Source organism: Chroococcidiopsis sp. [FACHB-1243] (genome assembly GCF_014696895.1).
Taxonomy (GTDB): Bacteria; Cyanobacteriota; Cyanobacteriia; order Cyanobacteriales; family Chroococcidiopsidaceae; genus Chroococcidiopsis.
In genome coordinates this window covers 31,343-50,214 of record NZ_JACJQX010000025.1, presented here as the reverse complement: position 1 = coordinate 50,214, position 18,872 = coordinate 31,343, and the positions used below count along the sequence as shown (strand labels likewise).

The 18,872-nt window shown below is 44.2% G+C and carries 18 protein-coding genes and 1 tRNA gene; 13 read left to right on the top strand and 6 right to left on the bottom strand.

Annotated elements, in window-relative coordinates:
- Positions 1 to 17 precede the first annotated feature (17 nt).
- Both H6G17_RS19070 and H6G17_RS19065 read left to right on the top strand, forming a co-directional pair.
- The gene (locus tag H6G17_RS19070; RefSeq protein ID WP_192159882.1) at positions 18 to 581 is read left to right on the top strand and encodes a DUF2854 domain-containing protein; all 564 of its coding nucleotides are present in this window, start codon (positions 18 to 20) and stop codon (positions 579 to 581) included.
- Between the two features lie 45 nt (positions 582 to 626).
- Positions 627 to 1,217 carry a DedA family protein gene (locus tag H6G17_RS19065; RefSeq protein WP_192159800.1) on the top strand — a complete coding sequence of 197 codons (591 nt, stop codon included), beginning with the start codon at positions 627 to 629 and terminating at the stop codon, positions 1,215 to 1,217.
- A gap of 107 nt (positions 1,218 to 1,324) precedes the next feature.
- Here H6G17_RS19065 and H6G17_RS19060 read toward each other — a convergent pair whose 3' ends face one another.
- Positions 1,325 to 2,311: an ABC transporter ATP-binding protein gene (locus H6G17_RS19060; RefSeq protein ID WP_192159798.1), complete on the bottom strand. Its 987-nt coding sequence runs from the start codon at positions 2,309 to 2,311 to the stop codon at positions 1,325 to 1,327.
- Positions 2,312 to 2,466: 155 nt separating this feature from the next.
- On the opposite strand from H6G17_RS19060, the gene H6G17_RS19055 reads away from it, so the two are divergent.
- Positions 2,467 to 2,634 (top strand): hypothetical protein, encoded by a 168-nt coding sequence (locus tag H6G17_RS19055; RefSeq protein WP_192159796.1) that lies wholly within the window; start codon positions 2,467 to 2,469, stop codon positions 2,632 to 2,634.
- 72 nt (positions 2,635 to 2,706) lie between these two features.
- On the opposite strand, the gene H6G17_RS19050 is transcribed toward H6G17_RS19055, so the two are convergent.
- Positions 2,707 to 5,454: a CBS domain-containing protein gene (locus tag H6G17_RS19050; RefSeq protein WP_192159794.1), complete on the bottom strand. Its 2,748-nt coding sequence runs from the start codon at positions 5,452 to 5,454 to the stop codon at positions 2,707 to 2,709.
- Between the two features lie 274 nt (positions 5,455 to 5,728).
- On the opposite strand from H6G17_RS19050, the gene psbZ reads away from it, so the two are divergent.
- From psbZ to H6G17_RS19020, 6 genes are all read left to right on the top strand, one after another.
- On the top strand, positions 5,729 to 5,920 hold the full coding sequence (gene psbZ, locus H6G17_RS19045) for a photosystem II reaction center protein PsbZ (protein ID WP_039716389.1): 192 nt from the start codon (positions 5,729 to 5,731) through the stop codon (positions 5,918 to 5,920).
- A gap of 121 nt (positions 5,921 to 6,041) precedes the next feature.
- Positions 6,042 to 6,626, top strand: coding sequence for a 6,7-dimethyl-8-ribityllumazine synthase (gene ribH / locus H6G17_RS19040; RefSeq protein ID WP_192159784.1), 585 nt, complete (start codon positions 6,042 to 6,044; stop codon positions 6,624 to 6,626).
- A gap of 279 nt (positions 6,627 to 6,905) precedes the next feature.
- Positions 6,906 to 7,205 (top strand): hypothetical protein, encoded by a 300-nt coding sequence (locus tag H6G17_RS19035; RefSeq protein ID WP_192159782.1) that lies wholly within the window; start codon positions 6,906 to 6,908, stop codon positions 7,203 to 7,205.
- Positions 7,206 to 7,386: 181 nt separating this feature from the next.
- Positions 7,387 to 7,458, top strand: a tRNA-Gly gene (locus tag H6G17_RS19030).
- Between the two features lie 277 nt (positions 7,459 to 7,735).
- Positions 7,736 to 8,143: a hypothetical protein gene (locus H6G17_RS19025; protein ID WP_015156083.1), complete on the top strand. Its 408-nt coding sequence runs from the start codon at positions 7,736 to 7,738 to the stop codon at positions 8,141 to 8,143.
- 4 nt (positions 8,144 to 8,147) lie between these two features.
- Entirely contained in the window at positions 8,148 to 9,413 is a 1,266-nt protein-coding gene (locus tag H6G17_RS19020) for a glutamate-5-semialdehyde dehydrogenase (protein ID WP_192159780.1), read from the top strand.
- A 164-nt stretch (positions 9,414 to 9,577) separates the two neighbouring features.
- Here H6G17_RS19020 and H6G17_RS19015 read toward each other — a convergent pair whose 3' ends face one another.
- Complete coding sequence (locus tag H6G17_RS19015) at positions 9,578 to 10,399, bottom strand: acyl-CoA desaturase (protein ID WP_192159880.1); 822 nt, start codon at positions 10,397 to 10,399, stop codon at positions 9,578 to 9,580.
- 86 nt (positions 10,400 to 10,485) lie between these two features.
- Here H6G17_RS19015 and H6G17_RS19010 point away from each other — a divergent pair, with 86 nt between their 5' ends.
- Positions 10,486 to 11,718, top strand: coding sequence for a methionine gamma-lyase family protein (locus H6G17_RS19010; protein ID WP_192159778.1), 1,233 nt, complete (start codon positions 10,486 to 10,488; stop codon positions 11,716 to 11,718).
- On the opposite strand, the gene H6G17_RS19005 is transcribed toward H6G17_RS19010, so the two are convergent.
- From H6G17_RS19005 to H6G17_RS18995, 3 genes are all read right to left on the bottom strand, one after another.
- Positions 11,715 to 12,770 carry a DUF4082 domain-containing protein gene (locus H6G17_RS19005; protein ID WP_192159776.1) on the bottom strand — a complete coding sequence of 352 codons (1,056 nt, stop codon included), beginning with the start codon at positions 12,768 to 12,770 and terminating at the stop codon, positions 11,715 to 11,717. The genes H6G17_RS19010 and H6G17_RS19005 overlap by 4 nt on opposite strands.
- Positions 12,771 to 13,134: 364 nt before the next feature.
- Positions 13,135 to 13,932, bottom strand: a complete 798-nt coding sequence (locus tag H6G17_RS19000) for a hypothetical protein (protein WP_192159774.1) — start codon at positions 13,930 to 13,932, stop codon at positions 13,135 to 13,137.
- A 323-nt stretch (positions 13,933 to 14,255) separates the two neighbouring features.
- A complete protein-coding gene (locus tag H6G17_RS18995; RefSeq protein WP_192159771.1) occupies positions 14,256 to 15,215 on the bottom strand; it encodes a site-specific DNA-methyltransferase in 960 nt (319 codons plus the stop codon).
- A 120-nt stretch (positions 15,216 to 15,335) separates the two neighbouring features.
- On the opposite strand from H6G17_RS18995, the gene H6G17_RS18990 reads away from it, so the two are divergent.
- From H6G17_RS18990 to H6G17_RS18980, 3 genes are read left to right on the top strand one after another with little or no spacing between them, the layout of a single operon-like run.
- Entirely contained in the window at positions 15,336 to 15,518 is a 183-nt protein-coding gene (locus H6G17_RS18990) for a hypothetical protein (RefSeq protein ID WP_192159769.1), read from the top strand.
- Positions 15,490 to 16,698 (top strand): hypothetical protein, encoded by a 1,209-nt coding sequence (locus tag H6G17_RS18985; RefSeq protein ID WP_192159767.1) that lies wholly within the window; start codon positions 15,490 to 15,492, stop codon positions 16,696 to 16,698. The genes H6G17_RS18990 and H6G17_RS18985 overlap by 29 nt, the downstream gene beginning before the upstream one ends.
- A 30-nt stretch (positions 16,699 to 16,728) precedes the next feature.
- A complete protein-coding gene (locus H6G17_RS18980) occupies positions 16,729 to 18,432 on the top strand; it encodes a phosphate ABC transporter substrate-binding/OmpA family protein (RefSeq protein WP_192159765.1) in 1,704 nt (567 codons plus the stop codon).
- Positions 18,433 to 18,872: the final 440 nt, after the last annotated feature.

Here is an 18,872-nt window from a genome sequence, read left to right as displayed (position 1 = left end):
TTGTTAAGCGATCGTGTATGTTGCGACAAGTATCTTTAGGAAAGCTAGGTTTAGTTGTTGGTGGTTTAATTACAATTGTGGGATTCGTTGCCTATTTTATTGATAATCCCACACTCAACCTTGTGGGTTTTTTTTATGGCATTCCCCTTTTATTAGGAGGTTTGGCGTTGACGGCAGCGGAACTGAAGCCAGTGCCATACACTCAACCAACTTCCCCTGAAGTAGTTGCTTTGCGCCAACAGCAAGCTACAGCAACTCAAAATCAAGTCCGTCAGGATATTACCCGCTATCGTTACGGTCAGTCAGCTCATTTAGATACAGCGTTGGAACGGCTGGGACTTGCGCCAACAGATGAAGAAAGACCGATTGTTAAGGGCGTGCGAGAAACACAAATCGATGGTGCTTATGGGTTGATTTTAGAATTTGATTCTCCCTTCGTGACACTGGAACAGTGGCAAAAAAAACAAGACAAAATGGAAAGTTTTTTTGGTCCTGGGATACATGTTGAAGTCACACAACCTGCTGAAGATGAGATTGAAATAGCAATGATTGCGACTTCTAGTCAAGGGACTTCCAGCTAGGTGTTAGAACAGTAGCTATCACCATACTTGGCAGGAAGCGATCGAATGCTTGAAGGAATGACGGATGCTATTAACTCTTTTGGATATCTGGGCATCTTCCTGCTAGTCTTAATCGCTCCAACTCCTCCAGAAATTGTTTTACCCTTCGCGGGCTTTTTAGCTGCACAAGGCAAGCTCAGCTTACCATACGCGATTTTAGCTGGAGTTTTGGGTTGTACTCTATCAATCGTACCTTGGTACTTAGCAGGTAAATACTTGGGCGAACGGCGCTTGAAAGTATTTGCTAGGCGCAACCGCAAGTGGTTAAAACTCTCCTTTGGAGAAATAGAGCGAGCCAAACAATGGTTCGATCGCCACGGTGGGAAAACTGTCTTTTTTAGTCGCCCCATCCCCAGCGTCCGCACGTTAATTGCGCTACCAGCAGGTATTAGTGGAATGAGATTGCTACCATTCTTATTCCATGTCATGTCTGGTGAGGCAATCTGGCAAACTGCCTTAGCTTACGCTGGATACCTGCTTGGCAGGCGTTATGAAGTCGTCGTTTGGTATACTGCCCCCATTGCCAGAATTTTAATTGCTGTACTACTGTTAGTACTCCTGTTCTGGTTAATTAGGCGTAACAGATTGAATAGTTAAACTGCGGTGACGTTAAGCTAGTTTACCAGCGCGATCGCCTGCCAAACACTTACACCCTGCTCGTGCGCTCCCTAATTTGTGACTTATCACACCCTGCTCCCAGTTCCCTACTCCCTGCTCCCTGATGTAGCAGAAATTTGTTGCAAGAAAAACTCTTCCAAAGAAGGACGAGACAAATTCATGCCAACGATCTGCCCGCCGAGAGAACGTAACTTTGCCAGAAAATCGTAAGGTTCACCGCTAAGTTCGCCTTTCCAAGTCCCATCAGCTTCTACTTGCAAATTAGTTAACCATTGGCGGAGTATTGCTACATCACCACCTTTGCCTTTGATATGATAAGCATCAGTCGTTCCCAATAATTCATCTAAGGAACCGCTACAAATTAAATTTCCTTGAGTTAAGATGGCAACGCGATCGCAAATTTGCTCGACTTCAGACAATATATGACTGTTGAAAAAGAGTGTCTTTCCTTGAGCTTTGAGAGAAAGAATAATCTGTCGCATCTGGTAACGTCCTAACGGATCTAAACCAGACATCGGCTCGTCTAAAAACACTAATTCGGGGTCATTGATCAAAGCTTGTGCCATTCCTACCCGCTGCACCATACCCTTAGAATATTGGCGTAGTTGCTTTTTGCGGGCAGCAATTAATGGTAGTCCGACTAATTCCAGCAGTTGAGGAATGCGCTGACGTTGAACGCTGCGGGGAATTTGGAACAGTCCCGCTGCCATTTCTAAAACTTCCCAACCAGTTAGATAGTCGTAGTAATAAGCATTTTCTGGTAGATAGCCGATGCGTTGTTTGATCGGGCGATCGCCTAAAGGTTGACCTAATAATAAACCTTGTCCGCTCGTGGGGCGCAGAATACCTAACAATAACTTTAATAGCGTTGTTTTCCCCGCTCCATTGGGACCCAAAAGACCAAAAGTTTCGCCCCGATATACCGTTAGAGAGCAACCTTTGAGCGAGGGAATTTTCTGATTCATCCAAAAGCCAGTACGGTAAACTTTTCGCAATTGAGAAGTTTGGATGACTGCTGGACGCTCGGAAGGATTAGATTCAAAAGTAGGCGAATCAGTAGTAACAGTCTTCATCGCGTCAAACTACCTTTGCTCCAAAAAAATGACAACAGTTATTATGGCTTACTCGATCGCCCAATGCCGACAGCGATCGCACGGTTAGCAATTCGCAATCAGCTTTTTAGCAGTAAACTGCTAAATTAGAGAAAAATGTACTTTTAATAATTTTAATGAACCGCTCGAAAATCGTTGCTATTATCACAGGGGCAATTTCAATCCTATTAGCGATCGCCTATCTCCTCCTCGTACAACTACTAGACTTTCGTGGCGAAATGCAACCAGCACCAGTCAGTCAGTTACCAGTTGTCAGTTATTCAGTTGTCAGTGGTAATTGGTAGTTGGTAGTTGTCCCCCTTGTCCCCCTTGTCCCCCTTGTCCCCCTCAGCTCTCTTCTCTCCCTTGTCTCCCAATTAACGGGGATAATGCTCAAATAGATAACTCTCAGCCTCCGTGCGATCGCGGATAATTCCATCTAGGGTGGCAGCAAGTAGATCGTCGAGAATTTGACGATATTGAGGTCCTGGTTTGTATTCCAATTGTTTCAAGTCGTGACCGCTTAATAGTGGTTGGACGTTAGCCCACTGAGTGACGTATTGCCAGACAAGCGATCGCACAGGGCGATAACTGCGTAGAGCAATTAAGATTAGCATCGGTAGGTCGTATTGCCGCAACAAGTCAAATACTTGACTGGGTAGCCGACAGGAAGGCAAAACCGTCAAGACTTGCTCTTGTGCCTGTTGCAAGTGGCATAAACGATTGATACTGTCATCGGGTAATTGTAAATTTTGGGCAACGCGATCGCGGTATTCTGGGGCAAGATATGCAATGAGAACTTCTAGACGTAACAGCCAAGGAGGGATAGGAACATTTTGACTTTTAACTTTTGATTTTTGACTTTCTCGATTAAATCGTCTCAAACAACGCTCCAAAAACCGCAACTGCTGCCAAAGAGTTTTATCCAGTTTCAAAGTTTCATGCAGGCATTGCAAAGCATCTAAATCTCCCAGTAAACTTAATGCTGCTTGCCAGTAGGGTGCTTGCAGAATGTATTTCAGCTCGTTTTTCAATCGCGTTTGTAAGGCAGGCGCTCTGGAATTATTGCCTTGGGTACGCTTGTAGATACCGCTATTAACGGCATAGCGAATATAATTTTCCGTCTGAGATTCGATCGCAAATTCTAAACGAACGGCAAAGCGGACGGCACGATAAATTCGAGTTGGGTCTTCAATAAAGCTGTTGGGGTGTAAAACCCGAATTTGCTTTGCCTGTAAATCGAGCAATCCGCCAAAGAAATCTAACATTTCCCCTGCTCTTGGTGGTGTCAAACGGACGGCAAGGGAATTAATTGTAAAGTCGCGTCGATATAAGTCTTGGCGAATGGAACTCGCTTCTACTTCAGGATTGGCAGCAGGATAGGGATAAAACTCCGTGCGTGCAGTGGCAATATCAATCCAAAGAGAGCCGAAAATAGGGTCTTTGTGCCACAACAATGCTGCTGTTTGAAATGCCCCATGAATTTCGAGACGAGCAGCAGGGTAAAGTTGCTGAAGGGCGCGAGCTAACTCCACTCCCGCTCCTACATCAGCAGCACGATGAAAGCCATCTACAACTAGATCGATATCTTGTAGATACAGGGGTGCTGCACCGTTCTGTTTTGCCAACAGTAAATCACGCACTCCTCCCCCAACTAAATACAAGTGCCAACCTCGCTGTTCTGCCTGAGCAGAGGCTTGAGTCAGCAGTTCCCAAAAAGGTGCGGCAAGGCGATCGCTTAACAATCTCAAGAATGCCGCAGGTGGAATAATCCCAACAGCATTCCCTCTCACCCCTAGCTCCTCGCTCCTCGCTCCTTCCTGATGCAGTTCCCGCAGTACGTCGGTACGGGTGACAATGCCACGCAATTCTCCGTCTTGCAACACTGGCAAGCGTCCGATATCGTATGTCACCATCAACGCTTGAATTTCTGGCAAGGTTGTATCTGGAGTAATAGTCTTGATATTTGTCGTCATATACCCCTTGGCAGGGGCGTGACTGAAGCCGTGGTGCAAGGCAATATCAATATCGCGGCGGGAAATAATTCCTACCAACTTGCCCGTAGGATCGACCACGGATAATCCAGAGTGACCGTAACGCAGCAAAATTCTCTGTGCCTCGGCAATAGTTGTATCTGGGCGGATCGTGCGGACGGGGGATGACATTAATTCCCTAGCTGTCGGCGGATGGGGAATCGTGGTTTTGAGTCGGTCTACCAAGTGTTGTAAAGTTGCCTGTCCATCGACACCCCGTAACGAGAGAGACGCAGCTTGAGAATGTCCCCCACCGCCGAGGGGCTGAAACAATTCATTCAGATTTGTGCCAGGAATTTGCGATCGCCCAATAACTGTTAGCCTTTCTTCGCCACTGTCTCCCAAAGCATACCTTGCTCCCAGTAGGACGGCATCGCTTTCGGTCAATTCCATTAGTCGCGCTGCCAAGCTAGATAATCCAGATACATAACCTAGAGTTTTTAGCAAGACCCAAGTGACTGTATATCCCCGTAAGCGATCGCAGTGGAAGTTATCCAGTGCCTCAGTTAACAACGCTTGTAACTGCGGCGAAAACCCAGGATCGATGTAATCCCGTACGACATGCAAGCTAGTTCCTTGCTGCATCAACCATGCTAGAGCCAACGCATCGAGATGGTTGGCTTGGTCAAATGAAAGCGAACCCGTATCAACGTGGATGCCTAACGCCATCACAGTTGCTTCAAACGGCGTAATTTCCACCTGCTGAGCTTGTAATTCTTCGACAATTAGCGTCGTGGTCGCTCCCACATCAGCAATATGAGTTGCCGTAGCCGAAATATCGCTATCAATCTCTAAGTGGTGGTCGTAAACAACAATCTGTTCGATTTGGGGCAGATCCAGCCACTCCGCCGCCGCACCCAAGCGATCGCGGTGTTGTGTATCGACGACAATCAGCGATCGAATTTGTTTTGGATTCACAGAACGGCGCTCGATCAATGCATATTCGTCCCGATGCAATGCCAAAAAATCCTTTACCGCTGGATGGCTACCACCCGTTAGCACGATCTTTGCCCCAGCCCACAGCCGCGACAAGCCTACGGCTGCGCCCAGAGCGTCAAAATCTGCTGTTGTGTGACAAAGAATTAGATCCATGTAGTGCGTGATGAGCAGGGTGTGGGAAATTGGTAGTTGGTAGTTGGTAGTTGGTAATGGGTAATAGGTAATGGGTTGTTATTCTCCTCAGCTCCGTCAGCAACCTTACGCTCCCTCAGCTCCCTCAGCCCCCTCAGCTCCCTCAGCTCTCTTCACCGACTCCCTATATTGTGCCAATTTCTGATAGGTTACATATAGGTTATAAGCAAAATTAGCAAGCTTTAAGCTTAATCTAGATCTATTCTGGTTTGTTGCTGTGTAGGGAGACATACTGATGTTATCTGCTCTGTTTCAATTGACTTTAGTTGCCTTGGTATTCTTGTCCTTTGCTTTGGTAATTGGCGTTCCCGTGGCTTACGCTACTCCCCAAAATTGGGTGGAATCAAAAAGGCTGCTTTGGATCGGTTCGATCGCCTGGTTCGGTCTAGTGATCGTCATCGGTGTTTTGAACTTTCTAGTTGTATAAGCAACTTGAGGCGATCGCCCTTGTCGATCGTCGCGATTGACAAGCAAGCGATCGCTACTTTGTAGAGACTTACACGTAATGTCTCTACGCTGACAACTGATAACTGATAACTGATTTAGTAATGGCAGTTTTCGAGGGAACTTTTACTCAGACAGAACCTTTACGGTTTGCGATCGTCATCGGTCGGTTTAACGATTTAGTGATTGGTAAGCTGTTAGAAGGATGTCAAGATTGCTTGAAACGTCATGGCATCGATCCGAATCCTCACGGCAGTCAAGTCGATTATGCTTACGTCCCTGGTAGTTTTGAAGTGCCAATTGTGGCGCGACAATTAGCATTATCTCATCGCTATGATGCCGTGATCTGTCTTGGAGCAGTCATTCGCGGTCAAACTCCTCATTTCGATTATGTTGCGGGAGAAGTAGCTAAGGGCATTGCTGCGGCAGGATTTCAAACTGGCGTACCAGTCATTTTTGGTATTCTGACTGTAGACTCGATGCAGCAAGCTCTGGAAAGAGCCGGAATTAAGAGCAACAAGGGTTGGGACTACGCCATGAACGCGATTGAGATGGCTAGCTTGATGCGGCAACTAAATTCCGATATTACTGTAGAACCCTACAACAATAATTCTCAATCCTTGCCCGCTGCATCGCTGAAAAGTGCCGTTGCTAACGAGCGATCGCCAATTACAGAAAGTGGCGAGTGACAATGCAGGAGTGGCAAGTGAAAAATGCTACTCAATACTCTGAAAAATAGTGGGTAGCGTTAGTTATATGCGCTACCTTTTTTGTCTAGTAAAAATCCTCCAATCGAGGTATATCAATAAGTTGAAATTAGGTTAAGTTCATGGCAGTTGAAGTCTTTGCTTTGAGCCGATCTCCAGCGCATATATTGGCATTAATTTAGTGACAAACTGTAAGCCAGTAATGTACGCTATCAAACATAACTTTTCAGTTTGTAGTCCAGACTAAATTAGGTAGCACAAATGCGAGGCAACACAATTGGTATTGAGCTAGAATCAGAAGATATAGAGTTATTGACCAGAATTGAACGGGAAACTGGTAAGTCAATTCACCAACTCGCAGGTGAAGCCATTAAAAATACTTATAATACAAAATATAAAAGTAATGACGATGATGGTACTGCTCTGCTAGAGGCTATAGACAAAATTGGTAAGCAAGTCCAGCAAGTCAAGATAGCTGTAGAAAGACAGCGCCAGGAAATCGAGCTATTTTCAAACAGCTCAAAAAAACACTTGCGACAATCTACCCCCCCCCCCGCATAGTATTTATACCTAGTACTGAAAGTTAGAAGGGAGAAGTCGTAAGTCGTAAGTCGTAAGTAGAGAATTAACTGCTCCCTGCTCGTGCGCTCCCTGCTCCCCACTCGCTGATAACTGACAACCTCGCAAAAAAAACTTGACAAACTCAGCCAAATCTGAGACATTAGTAAATGCACAGTAAATTGCGGGTATAGCTCAGTGGTAGAGCGCAACCTTGCCAAGGTTGATGTCGCGCGTTCGAATCGCGTTACCCGCTTAAAGTCAACTGAAAAATAGTAAAGCTTTAGAACGAATAAGTTAATTAAATAATCGCTCTGAGTACAGTCAAAGCGACTTTTATCTGTTCTAGAATCTCAGATAGGAGGGAAAACCTACTAACCTCGCGTTGTGTTAAGCAACAAGAAGCAATCTGAGTCGAGAGCAAATCACTTGGCATTTGGAAAATGTAATGGAAAGCTGAGAATTATTTGGTTAGACTTAGAAAGTATTATGTAAACTCGTAGGATAGCCACATTTTGGTTCTACGGCGGCTCGTGCAACCTCAAAAGACCCAAAAAATCGATCTGAGTGTAGATTACCCTTGTCCCTGTCGCCGACACGGGCGATTAATTCCGATTACGCTGACAGAAGCATTCGGCTGCGATCGCTGTCAGCAACTCTTCGTTGTGGAAGAAAACGGGTATGTATTAGAGCAATTATCCACCAGCTACCCCTACAAGAGAGCATGGCGCTGGCTAGGCAATCGCTGGAGCGTAGCTAAGCCACGTTTGGGACAGAGCTATCTTCCAGTCGCACTATTAGTAGTGTTTGGGCTGCTAATTTTTTGGTTGCCTTTGGCACTGCGATCGCCACACCATGCCAGTATTCTAGTATGGGCATTAGTAGCAGTACTGCTAGCAGTACTGCCAGCACTAATGGTCTGGCTGATTTACAGACGTTAAGTCGATGACAGGTGACACATCTCATACTCACTCAGGCTTGGTCGCTACTGCTCGTCGCGCCTACGGAGCTTCCCTAAAACTAGGAATTAGTAAGGGGGCAGACCGCAGTCGTGCCGTGCAAAAAATGGCAGAAGCACTCAAGCAATCTTTCGATGACATTTTGGAAGCCAACACTTTGGACTTGGAAGCTAGTCGCGAAATGGCAGTGCCAGAATTAATCGTGGATTGGCTGAAGTTGACTCCCGAACGCCTCCAAGCTGCGGTAGAAATTTTGCAACGCTTGGGCGAACTGTCAGACCCTTTGCGACGGATCAGAAACGCTGACTACCAACTTGCCGATTCTCAAACTTATTGCCAGTTGATGCCGTTAGGAACGATCGCCTTAGTTTACGAAGCGTTTCCAGAACTTGGGGCGATCGCCGCAGGACTGTGTATCAAAACTGGTAACAGCCTCATTCTCAAAGGTGGGGGTGAAGCCAGTCACTCTAATGCTGCTATTGCCAAGGTTCTGCAAATTGCCTTAGAGGAAAGCGGAATGCCTTCCGGTTGTCTGGAAAGAATTGAGACAGAGGAAGGGAGCTTAACACAGGAATTAATTACCCAAGACCAATACATAAACCTCGTTATTCCCTACGGTCGCCCCAGCTTAGTTCAGCAAGTCGTGCGACAGTCCACCGCCCCAGTTTTGAAATCGGCGATGGGGAACTGTTACCTTTACTGGTCGCTATCTGGCAGCATCGAAATGATGCGCTGGACGATCTTAGACAGTCATGCTAGCGAACCCGATCCGGTGAATGCGATCGAGAAAGTCTTGATTCACCGCACCACCAATCCCTCGTCCCTCGTTACCCTGTGGAACAGCTTGCAAGAAAAAGGTTTTCAAATTAAGGGAGATACCGCATTAGTCGAAGCATTTCCCCAGCTACAACTAGCAAAGGATTCTGAGTGGAGTCAATCATATTTAAACAAAACAGTAGCTTTTAAGGTAGTAGACAACTTAGAAGCAGCCATTTCGTGGATCAATCGTTATAGTAGCGGTCATGCCGACTGCATCGTTACCGAGTCCTATCAAGAAAGCCGTCACTTTGCTTTGCGGGTGAATAGTGCCTCCACTTATATCAACGCCTCCCCGCGTTTTTGCCGCAATCCTGCCCGAGGAGAGTCAATATTTCTGGGGATGTCAAATCAGAAAGGACACCGCCGAGGACTGATCAGCCCCGAAAGCCTGACGACAGTAAAGCATATCGTGCAGGGAAATAGCAGATTTTAGTTGATACAGGAGTTACGCACTTGAAGTTTCAGAACTCGGCGCTCCCTCAAGCGCCTCCCTTAAAAAGGGAGGAATAAAGCCCCCGATTTGGCGGGGGTTGGGGGATCGACTGCGTAACTCCTGTGATAGTTGACAGTTATACAGTTAACCGTTAACTGTTAACGTCAACCTTCAGCCTTTCCAGCCAGCTTCACATTTTTAGCCAAGCCAAGAGCTTGTAGCAAGCAGATTGTCATCCAGGTGAGATCGATTTCCCACCACTCTAAGCCGTGTCGGGCAGAGTATTGGAAAGCGTGGTGGTTGTTGTGCCAGCCTTCGCCAAACACCAACAGGGCTACCCACCAACAGTTAGTCGAGCGATCGCCGGATTCATGGCTGCGATAGCCAAATTTGTGCGTGGCGCTGTTTACCAACCAGGTGCAGTGGTAGACGAACACGACTCGCACGAAAATTCCCCAAACAACAAACGACCAGCCACCGAGTAAAAGCAGGACTACACCCAGAGCGATCTGGATGAAAATCATATTTTTTTCTAGAAATTGATAAACTGGATCGCCAGCAATATCTTTTGTAAAACGAGCAAGATCTAATTCAATCGGTCTGCGATAAATTAACCAGCCGATGTGACTCCACCAAAAACCTTTGTTAGAGTCGTGAGGATCGGGGTCGGTATCGGAGTAAAGATGATGGGCGCGGTGCGTCCCTACCCATTCAATTGGTCCTCCTTGACAGGCGAGTGTTCCGCAAAATACTAAGAAATACTCCAGCCATTTCGGAGTTTGAAAGCTGCGGTGGGTGACAAGACGGTGAAATCCTAGAGTAACTCCCAAACCGCCAGTGACCCAGTAGAGAAACACGGCAACACCAACTGCTTTCCAGCTGAAGTTGCTAGGGAGTAGAGCAAATAAAGCTCCAAAATGCAAACCAATAAAAAATAGGGTATTGACCCAGTTGATTGTCGGTTTGGTTGGGGTAGCAATCGTCATGCGATAACCTAAATTCAAAAACTAGTGCCCGATCCGCCAGAATCAAAGATCCACTGATAAGTTAAACTAAAGCGATAAATTTGACGATGAACAGCTACAAACAGCTGCAACTAGCAGAACAGGAACTATCTCCGATTTTTTCTGGAATTGACGCTCAGGTCAAGCAAAATCTTAAACGAGTGCTGAGTGCTTTTTGTCACCAGCGGGTGGGGGCGCATCATTTTGCTTCTGTCAGTGGCTATGGTCACGACGATCTCGGTCGTCAGACGTTAGATCGGGTGTTTGCCGAGGTGATGCAAGCAGAAGCAGCCGCAGTAAGAGTCCAGTTTGTTTCTGGAACCCACGCGATCGCCTGTGCTTTGTTCGGTGTATTGCGCCCAGGGGATGAGATGCTGGCGGTTGCAGGTGCGCCCTACGATACGCTGGAAGAAGCGATCGGGCTGAGGGGCAGCGGGCAAGGCTCCTTAATTGAGTTTGGCATTAATTATCGTCAACTGGATCTAACCGCAGCAGGAACTATTGATTGGCAAGCGTTAGAAACAGCAGTGAGCGATCGCACCCGTTTAGTCTCGATCCAGCGTTCTTGTGGTTATTCCTGGCGTTCTAGCCTTTCCATTGCCGAGATTGAAAAGATCGTCCACATCGTCAAACAGCAAAACCCGAATACAGTTTGTTTTGTGGATAACTGCTACGGCGAATTTATCGAAGACAAAGAACCTACGGCTGTCGGTGCGGATTTGATGGCGGGGTCTTTGATTAAAAATCCTGGCGGGACGATCGTTACTGCTGGCGGCTACGTGGCGGGGAAAGAGGAGTTGGTAGAAGCGGCTACCTGTCGCCTCACAGCCCCAGGAATTGGTAGTGCTGGTGGGGCGACATTCGACCAGCATCGACTGATGTTTCAAGGGCTATTTCTCGCGCCGCAGATGGTAGGAGAGGCAATGAAAGGTAATCACCTGACTGCATACGTGTTCGACAAGTTAGGATATCCGGTGAATCCTGCCCCGTTGGTTCCGCGTCGAGACACGATTCAAGCAGTTCGATTGGGTTCGCCGCAAAAATTAGTGGCTTTTTGTCGGGCAATTCAGCAAAATTCGCCTATCGGTTCTTATCTCGACCCCGTACCCGCCGAGATGCCTGGTTATGAGAGCGAGTTAGTCATGGCTGGGGGGACGTTTATCGATGGTAGTACTTCGGAATTTTCGGCTGATGGTCCTTTACGAGAGCCATACGTAATTTTTTGTCAAGGGGGTACTCATTGGACGCACGTAGCGATCGCCTTAGAAGCTGCGATTAAGGCAGTAGGAGCTGCCAATTAATCTCCAATTGGAGTGTATAGAACGTCTACCCAGTAATTGCTACTTTTATATGTTTGGCTGGGGAAGCTGGAGCTACCGTATTTATACACGCCATTATTACCATCAAGAAATTGCAAACCAGAATTGCTCATAGGGCTGGCAAAGTGATTCAGCGTGTAAGCGTAGTTACCTTTTGGAGCGTGATAGGAAGCTACGTAAATCGTATCTGCCGAGATCCGAATTGGCTGGTCGAATTTAAGTTGTTGCCAGCCAGAAGTTGTTTCGGAAGCAAACGTACCGCGTGCGATGAGCTGACCTCCAGCAGTCCATAAAGAGCCGACGTGCGTACCAGTGTTAGTAGCGGCTTTGTAGAATCGAATGCCAGTCACAAAGCCTTCTTTTGTGGCTTTAAACTTTACACCTAACTCTATTGCTCTAGAATCAAAAGTGGCGATGTTAGATGGAGCGACAGAATCATTCCAAATACTCGTTGTTTTGGGTTTGAAGACAACATCTATCCAGTAGTTAGTGCTATTGTATGACTGAGTTGGAAAACCACCGCCATAACCGTAAATGTATGTACTGTTACTTCCAGCTTCACCATTACGCAGAGCATGTAAAAACCCATTGTCTACCCCAGCATGCTCGAAGAATTTTTCGCTGGCGACATATCGCCCAGAGTTGACGTAATAAGAAGCAATATATATTTGTTTCGCCTTAACTGGTATGGGTGGATAGAATTGTACGGTTTGCCAACCTGGAGCAGGTTGCTGTCCTTCAAAAGCCATGCCCGTACCGAGTAATTCTCCAGTACTAGACCAAAGATGAACGAAGTAACCGCTTTCGTTTGCTACGGCTCGATAAAATCTAATTGCCGATACTTCCCCATCTACATCGCTACGGAATTTTAGACCTAGCTCTACAGGTTTAGTATCTTTGTCTACAACTGCATTTAAAGGTGCAGAATCAGACCAAATAGAATAACTTGACGGTTCGGCTAGAGAGCGTGGAGCTGCGATCGCCAATAATGCTGTAATGATACTGACACTCGATAATAATAATTTTTTATACATAATTTCTCCGGTTTTTTATAATTAATATATGTATCTAAAAACGAACGAATTAAATCAAATTCAAATTGTTATTTCAACTTAGTTTTGCATACTACAAACTTTCAAATAATCCGTGATAAATTTGGATTTTGATTCTACATAGTTTTCAAAACAAAGCTGCATAACTTTTTCAATGACTCACACTAAAGTTGGCATGAACAACACTAGTATGACTCACTTTTAGAAATTATTGAACTAATTCATAAAATCCACATTTACTCAGTAATTTTACAGGTAGAAAAACAAAGATATGTTAAAGATTGGCAAGGTAAATCGATGAGTATCGAAAATGAAATAACGTATGAAAAACTCAAACTCTATCGAATTAACGGAATGAAACTAAATCGTACTGAAGGATGAGAAGAGTAGATTTTGCCACAGCACGATCGCTAATTCTAGTGATGTCGTAATGCAAAATTCCTCGTCCATTATGCGTCATTCTACCCAAACTAAATTGGATTTTAATATTAGAGTTAGTATGGCGATCGAATTGTTCTAATTTCCACATGAATCCACTCCACGCACCAGTCAGGCGTTGTCGCTCTGCATCAGCTACAACTTCTAATATTTCTACCGTTGTCCCATATGGAGTTTCTAGAAGATTGCGGTCAAGATCGAGTGTGATTCCGGTTAAATTAGACAAAGAATTATTACCTAAAAATACGTATTTATTCCCCTCACGTTTGATTTGTAAGATAGACGTTCCTGTCTTCTTCATAATTAATTTGTGAGAGAGGCTAAGAAATTCTTGATACTCAGTTTTAGAAACACCAAGCCGAGAATCGTAAGGTAGAGGTTGTCCGGCAGAGGTATTTTTGATTAAGCTCGATAACCATTCACTATCGGATTTTTTTTGCAATGCTATTTTAAATTTCTGGCTCAGTTCGACCAAACGAATTGGTGGTACAATTTGCATTAAATCGACAGTTGTACGATTGCTAGGGATGAGAGCTTCAACATCATATATGGGAATGTTGTATAAATTGATTTTATTTATCTGGGGAGAAGATTTGATGCTTGTATGTGAAATAGCGATCGCCTTGACAACTGTATTTAGATAAAATAATAATCCCGTTACTAAATAGCAGAGCGAGAGATAAGAGATTTTAACTTTTATTTTCATAGAATTAAGTCATATAACTTCACTATAATAATGAGTTTTAGGTCGGCACGCTAAGATTAGCGATCGCATCGGTAATATTGACGAACGCGATCGATCGCACTAAAATTTAAAGTTTAGCCGGATCGACTTATTTTTTTTGTAGAAATAACTCGATTTGATAAATACCTATTTTAGATAGACCGAGTTGAATCTATCAGAAATAACAAAATATCCAGTCAAAGGTTTACAATTCTAATTTTGATGCAATAAATCTATTTTTAGATGCGATCGCGTTGAGAAAACATTAGTAACAATATTTAATCAACTATGCGATGAGGATCGAATCACTTCAAAGCTACTGTCTGCGAACTTGACATCAACTGAGTGTATAGAGTATTAGCTTGTGATTGATTCAGATTAGCATCAACAAATCGAAATGCAGAAGTTGCGAGATACGATCTGTTTTGTTCAAACGCGATCCAATGTCGTTGTAATGATTCGGCTGCTGCACCTGTAGTATTAGAACCTGCAAAGATATCGAGGACTGTATCACCTGGTTCTGTCAAAAAATTAATAAAGAACTGGGGAAGTTTCTGCGGAAAACGTGCTGGATGTGCGCCAATCTTAGCTGCTTTACATAATTGGATGTAACGAGAGCCACTTTCAGTATTAGGTATTTGTAATAAATTAGAAGGGATTGCTCCTCCATTATTGTTAGCAAAAGCTTTACCGATATCGTGTCCTGATGGACGTTCTTTTGGTTGATAAAATTTTTCTGGATTCTGGAGTAATTTTTTCATGCGCTCTGAGTAAGGCACAAGTACATTACTCACATTAGCTTTGGGATTATCAGTTTTTGATAACCACCAAATAGTATTGACAGCATCCTTAGTGCGGATCTTGCGTTTATTGACCCACTCAATCGGAGATGGTAATTTTGAGGGATTATACCAAAAAAACTCCTCAGCAAGACGGAAATCTAGCTCGTCGCAAAGTTTAATTAAAATGCGGTAATTATAGAGCGATCGCACGGGACGTTTACTTTGATATGCTCCTCCTAAATCGAGGACAAAACTACCGTGTGGTGCCAAGACTCGATAGACTTTTTCACAAAAATTAAATAACCAATTTACATAAGCCTCTTGCTCGACATTACCATAACTCTTTTCACGTTGTAGGGCAAAAGGTGGAGAAGTAATAACTAAATCGATAGAATTGGATTCGAGGCAGTCAAGTAATTCTAAAGCATTACCAACATATGCAGAACCATAATCAGTATTGTATAAAGGGCAACATAGAAACATATTTACTTTGCTATTAAAACACAATGCGTAACTCATTTTATTTGCAGTCGATAGAATATATTTATGCAACAAGTTGAAATAATTTAGGAAATATCTACTTGTACTTGGCGACTGCGAGTCGTGGAACTATGCAGATACAACCTGCCGATCGCGCTGGCACTGTGCGAAGCGCACCAAACAGGTTCAAAAGCTGTGAATTTCCTCAGTCCGCGCCAGCGAACTTCCCTTTGGGAAGCCGCTATGCACTCATATTTGTGTAGTTGGAGTTTGGAACATGGTGCTAGAAAGCTGGCAGTCTCATAATGGTAAACAGGAAGATGCTATTTTACTCTTTAACTTCAATAGCAAGGACGAGGAGAGCGTTGCGCTATTACACCATCTACTTTCTAGGGTGAGAGAGAATTATCAGCAGTTGTCCGACCTACAATTCCTACCTGTCCGCTTACCTCTACCTGACTTAAAGTTGTGGAGTTACTGGTTAGCTGCTCAATTAATTGCTAAGTGGCGCGATCGCTCGGCAGAGCAAATTGCTGTAGGTACAATTCTCGATCGACTGGGGTTCATCAAGACAGAAAATACTTATCCCATTGTTACAGCTCTGGATCGGATGGAGCAAGGAACGCTGATTTCTGTAGAACTGGTGGCGAACGTTAAGTCGATTGACAAATTCGGCTGGCAATCTTCAGATTCTGATATCAAAGAATGGATCGAGCAGAAAGCTGCCGATCTAGTTGAATTTACTCAACGCACATCTTCTTACCCAGCCGACGGCTTCAGAGCGCAATTGCAGTCAAATGTGGAAGCAATGCGATCGCAGCACCAAGTTCAGATGCAGGAGTTCTTCAACTCACTACAGCACTCCGGTTCGCGCTCGGTGCTAAGAGTATTAGAAACTTTGAGCGCGATCTTCCAGCGATTAATAGAAGAATGCGAGGCTCAAAAACAAGAGTTATTGCAAAAAGCTATGGCAGCGGAACGCGCTTACAGCAATTTAAAAACCAGAATTGAACCGCGAGATCGGCAATTCGGTCGGCGACAGACTGACTGGGAAGCAGTTGTAGAAGCACTTGCCAAGCGATGCTACTTTACATTTAATGCTGAAATTTACGACCGCTTCGGTCAATTAGTTAGCCAGCTCATACAACAGACAGGCGATTGCGTTGCCTCCATAACTCATACAGATCGCTCTCTGACGATTTTGGAAAGTTGGTTTAGCCAACAATGTCCTCAAGAGCCAGTCTTTGCACCTATTTTAAAACAGCGCTTAGAGCAAAAGGTAGACATAATCAAATTACTTAGCGAGATAGAAGCAACAGTAAGCTGTCCTCTGCAAAAATGGCATAGTTTAAGCTGGACTCAAACAGAATTATTGTGTCAGGAAATTTTGATAAAACTGCATCCAGTTTGTATGGAAGTATATATAGAGTGCTACCAATATTTACTAAAAATCAATCGAGCTGAAATTTTAGACCAAAATAGTTAAGCAAATAATTGGTTTTTGTCAAGCAGAAATATGGCTCCAAAACCACCAAAATCATCCATAACCTGTCACAACTGTGGCTATGATGGCAATTCTATTACTGCCATTCGGTGCGATTTATGCAAGCAGCCACTAGAGCTAAATTATGCTTTAAATAGCAATAGTACTTTTAGAAATAGTGGATCTAATAGTAAAAAAACAACTCAGTATCGGTTTTACCTCCCTAGTACTTGGTTGACATTAGCGTCAATACTATCACTGCTACTGGGAGGAAGCTTGTTCTTTTGGCGCAGTCAAAGCGTTAGCACTCAAAATTTTCAGCGGTTAGGAGATCGGGGTAACGCAAAAGCGATCGCAATTTTGGGCGACACCTTTAGCGGCTACAGTACTTTTCGGAGCGATCGCTTGCGACAAGCACTCAAAGAATTTCAAATTGAAGCGCACTATAAAGATGAATTTAATCAAGCTCGACGCGCTCGACTTTTAAGTGAAGGACAAGCCGATTTCTTAGTCACAACTCTAGATCAGTTTTTGAAACAAAAACCCCAAGGGAAAATAGTTGGTTTGATTAACTATACAATGGGAGGTGATGCAGTTGTTTTAAACACGAAACAATATCCTAACCTCAGATCGCTCCAAGCTCTGAACCAATTAGTCCAACAGAGGCGATCGCAGAACCAGTTAGGCATTATTTTTGCTGGCGATTCTCCCAGTGAATATCTAGGTTTGTTGCTAGATGCTAAATTTGAAGCATTTAGGTTATTAGATTTTCAAACAATAAAAGTAGTCGATGCTGCTGATGCCTGGAAGCAATTGCAATCTAATTCAAATCTAGCAGCAGCTATACTTTGGGAACCTTTTGTCACGAAAGCTCGGCAACAAGGATATACAGTAGTCTTATCAAGTCGAGATACTCCAGGTGCAATTGTCGATGTTATTGTTGCTGGCGATCGCATTCTCCAATCGCAACCTGAAAAAATCTCCGCTTTTTTAGAAGCTTATTATCGTTTAATTGATAGATCTACTAGCGATCGTCTGTTATTGCAAAATCAAATCGCTCGGGATAGTAATTTATCAGCTAGCGATGCAACATCGGTCATGCAAGGAATTGAGTTTTTTACGTCAGTTGAGGCGAAAAACTGGATGACCAATGGCACACTAGAAAAAAGAATAAATTCTACAGCTGCGGTGTTGGCACTAACAGGTAGGATAGAACAAGTGCCTCCAGTTCCTCAAAACTTATTTACTTACCAGTTCCTCGATCGCGCCGCTAGTCATACCCAGAAGCTCATTAGTTCGATCCGCTCTGACAATCCAAAACTAGCTGATAGTCTACTAGAAGGAGTAGCGAACGATCCTAATTCTAAATTTGAAACTGCCTCTAATCTGGGAAATTTGCGCGTACAAGGAGAGATAGAGTTTCAATTTGGCTCGACTACACTCACTAGGAAAGGTAAGCAAACACTCGATAGGTTGGCTAAGCAAATAGCCGAGTTTAACTCGCAGACTGTAGCTATAAGAGTGAGCGGTCATACTTCTAGAAAAGGATTAGCCGATTTAAACCAAAAATTAAGTCAGCAAAGAGCGCAAGAAGTTGTTAATTATCTCAAACAACGCGGTCTGCAACACAAAATGTTTGCAGTAGGAAAAGGTTTTAGCCAGCTCAGAGAGGATATTTCTCCCTATGATAATCGGAACCAACGAACAGAGATTCAATTGTTGCGATTGAAGAGTTAAATGTCTGGGTACAGTTATCAGTTATCAGTTATCGTAGGGGAGGACAGTTGCGTGCGGGGGTATCCCCCGTTGATTTGCTTCTGCGTTGCGGGGGTGTCCCCCGTTGTAGCACGTCGCGTCAAACTGCCCGTGCGGGTTTTGATCAAAAATTTATAGCTTTGGTTGTCAATCTATATGCTAAACCCGTCCGTACAGTTATCAGTATAGAGACGTTACATGTAACGTCTGTATAAAGCGATCGGTGAAGAGAGGGTGTGGGGTGTAGAGATGAGCGAGAAATTATCAGATTATTTTTATAATTGGTTAATGTTGTATGTAGCAATATATGCAGTCTTAAGCGGTCAAGTGTAGATCGGGAGAGCGATCGCCTGAAAAGTCACGCGCGACTATGACTAACTTTATTGCTATCTTAGGCTGATATTCTGTAATTTGAAGCGACG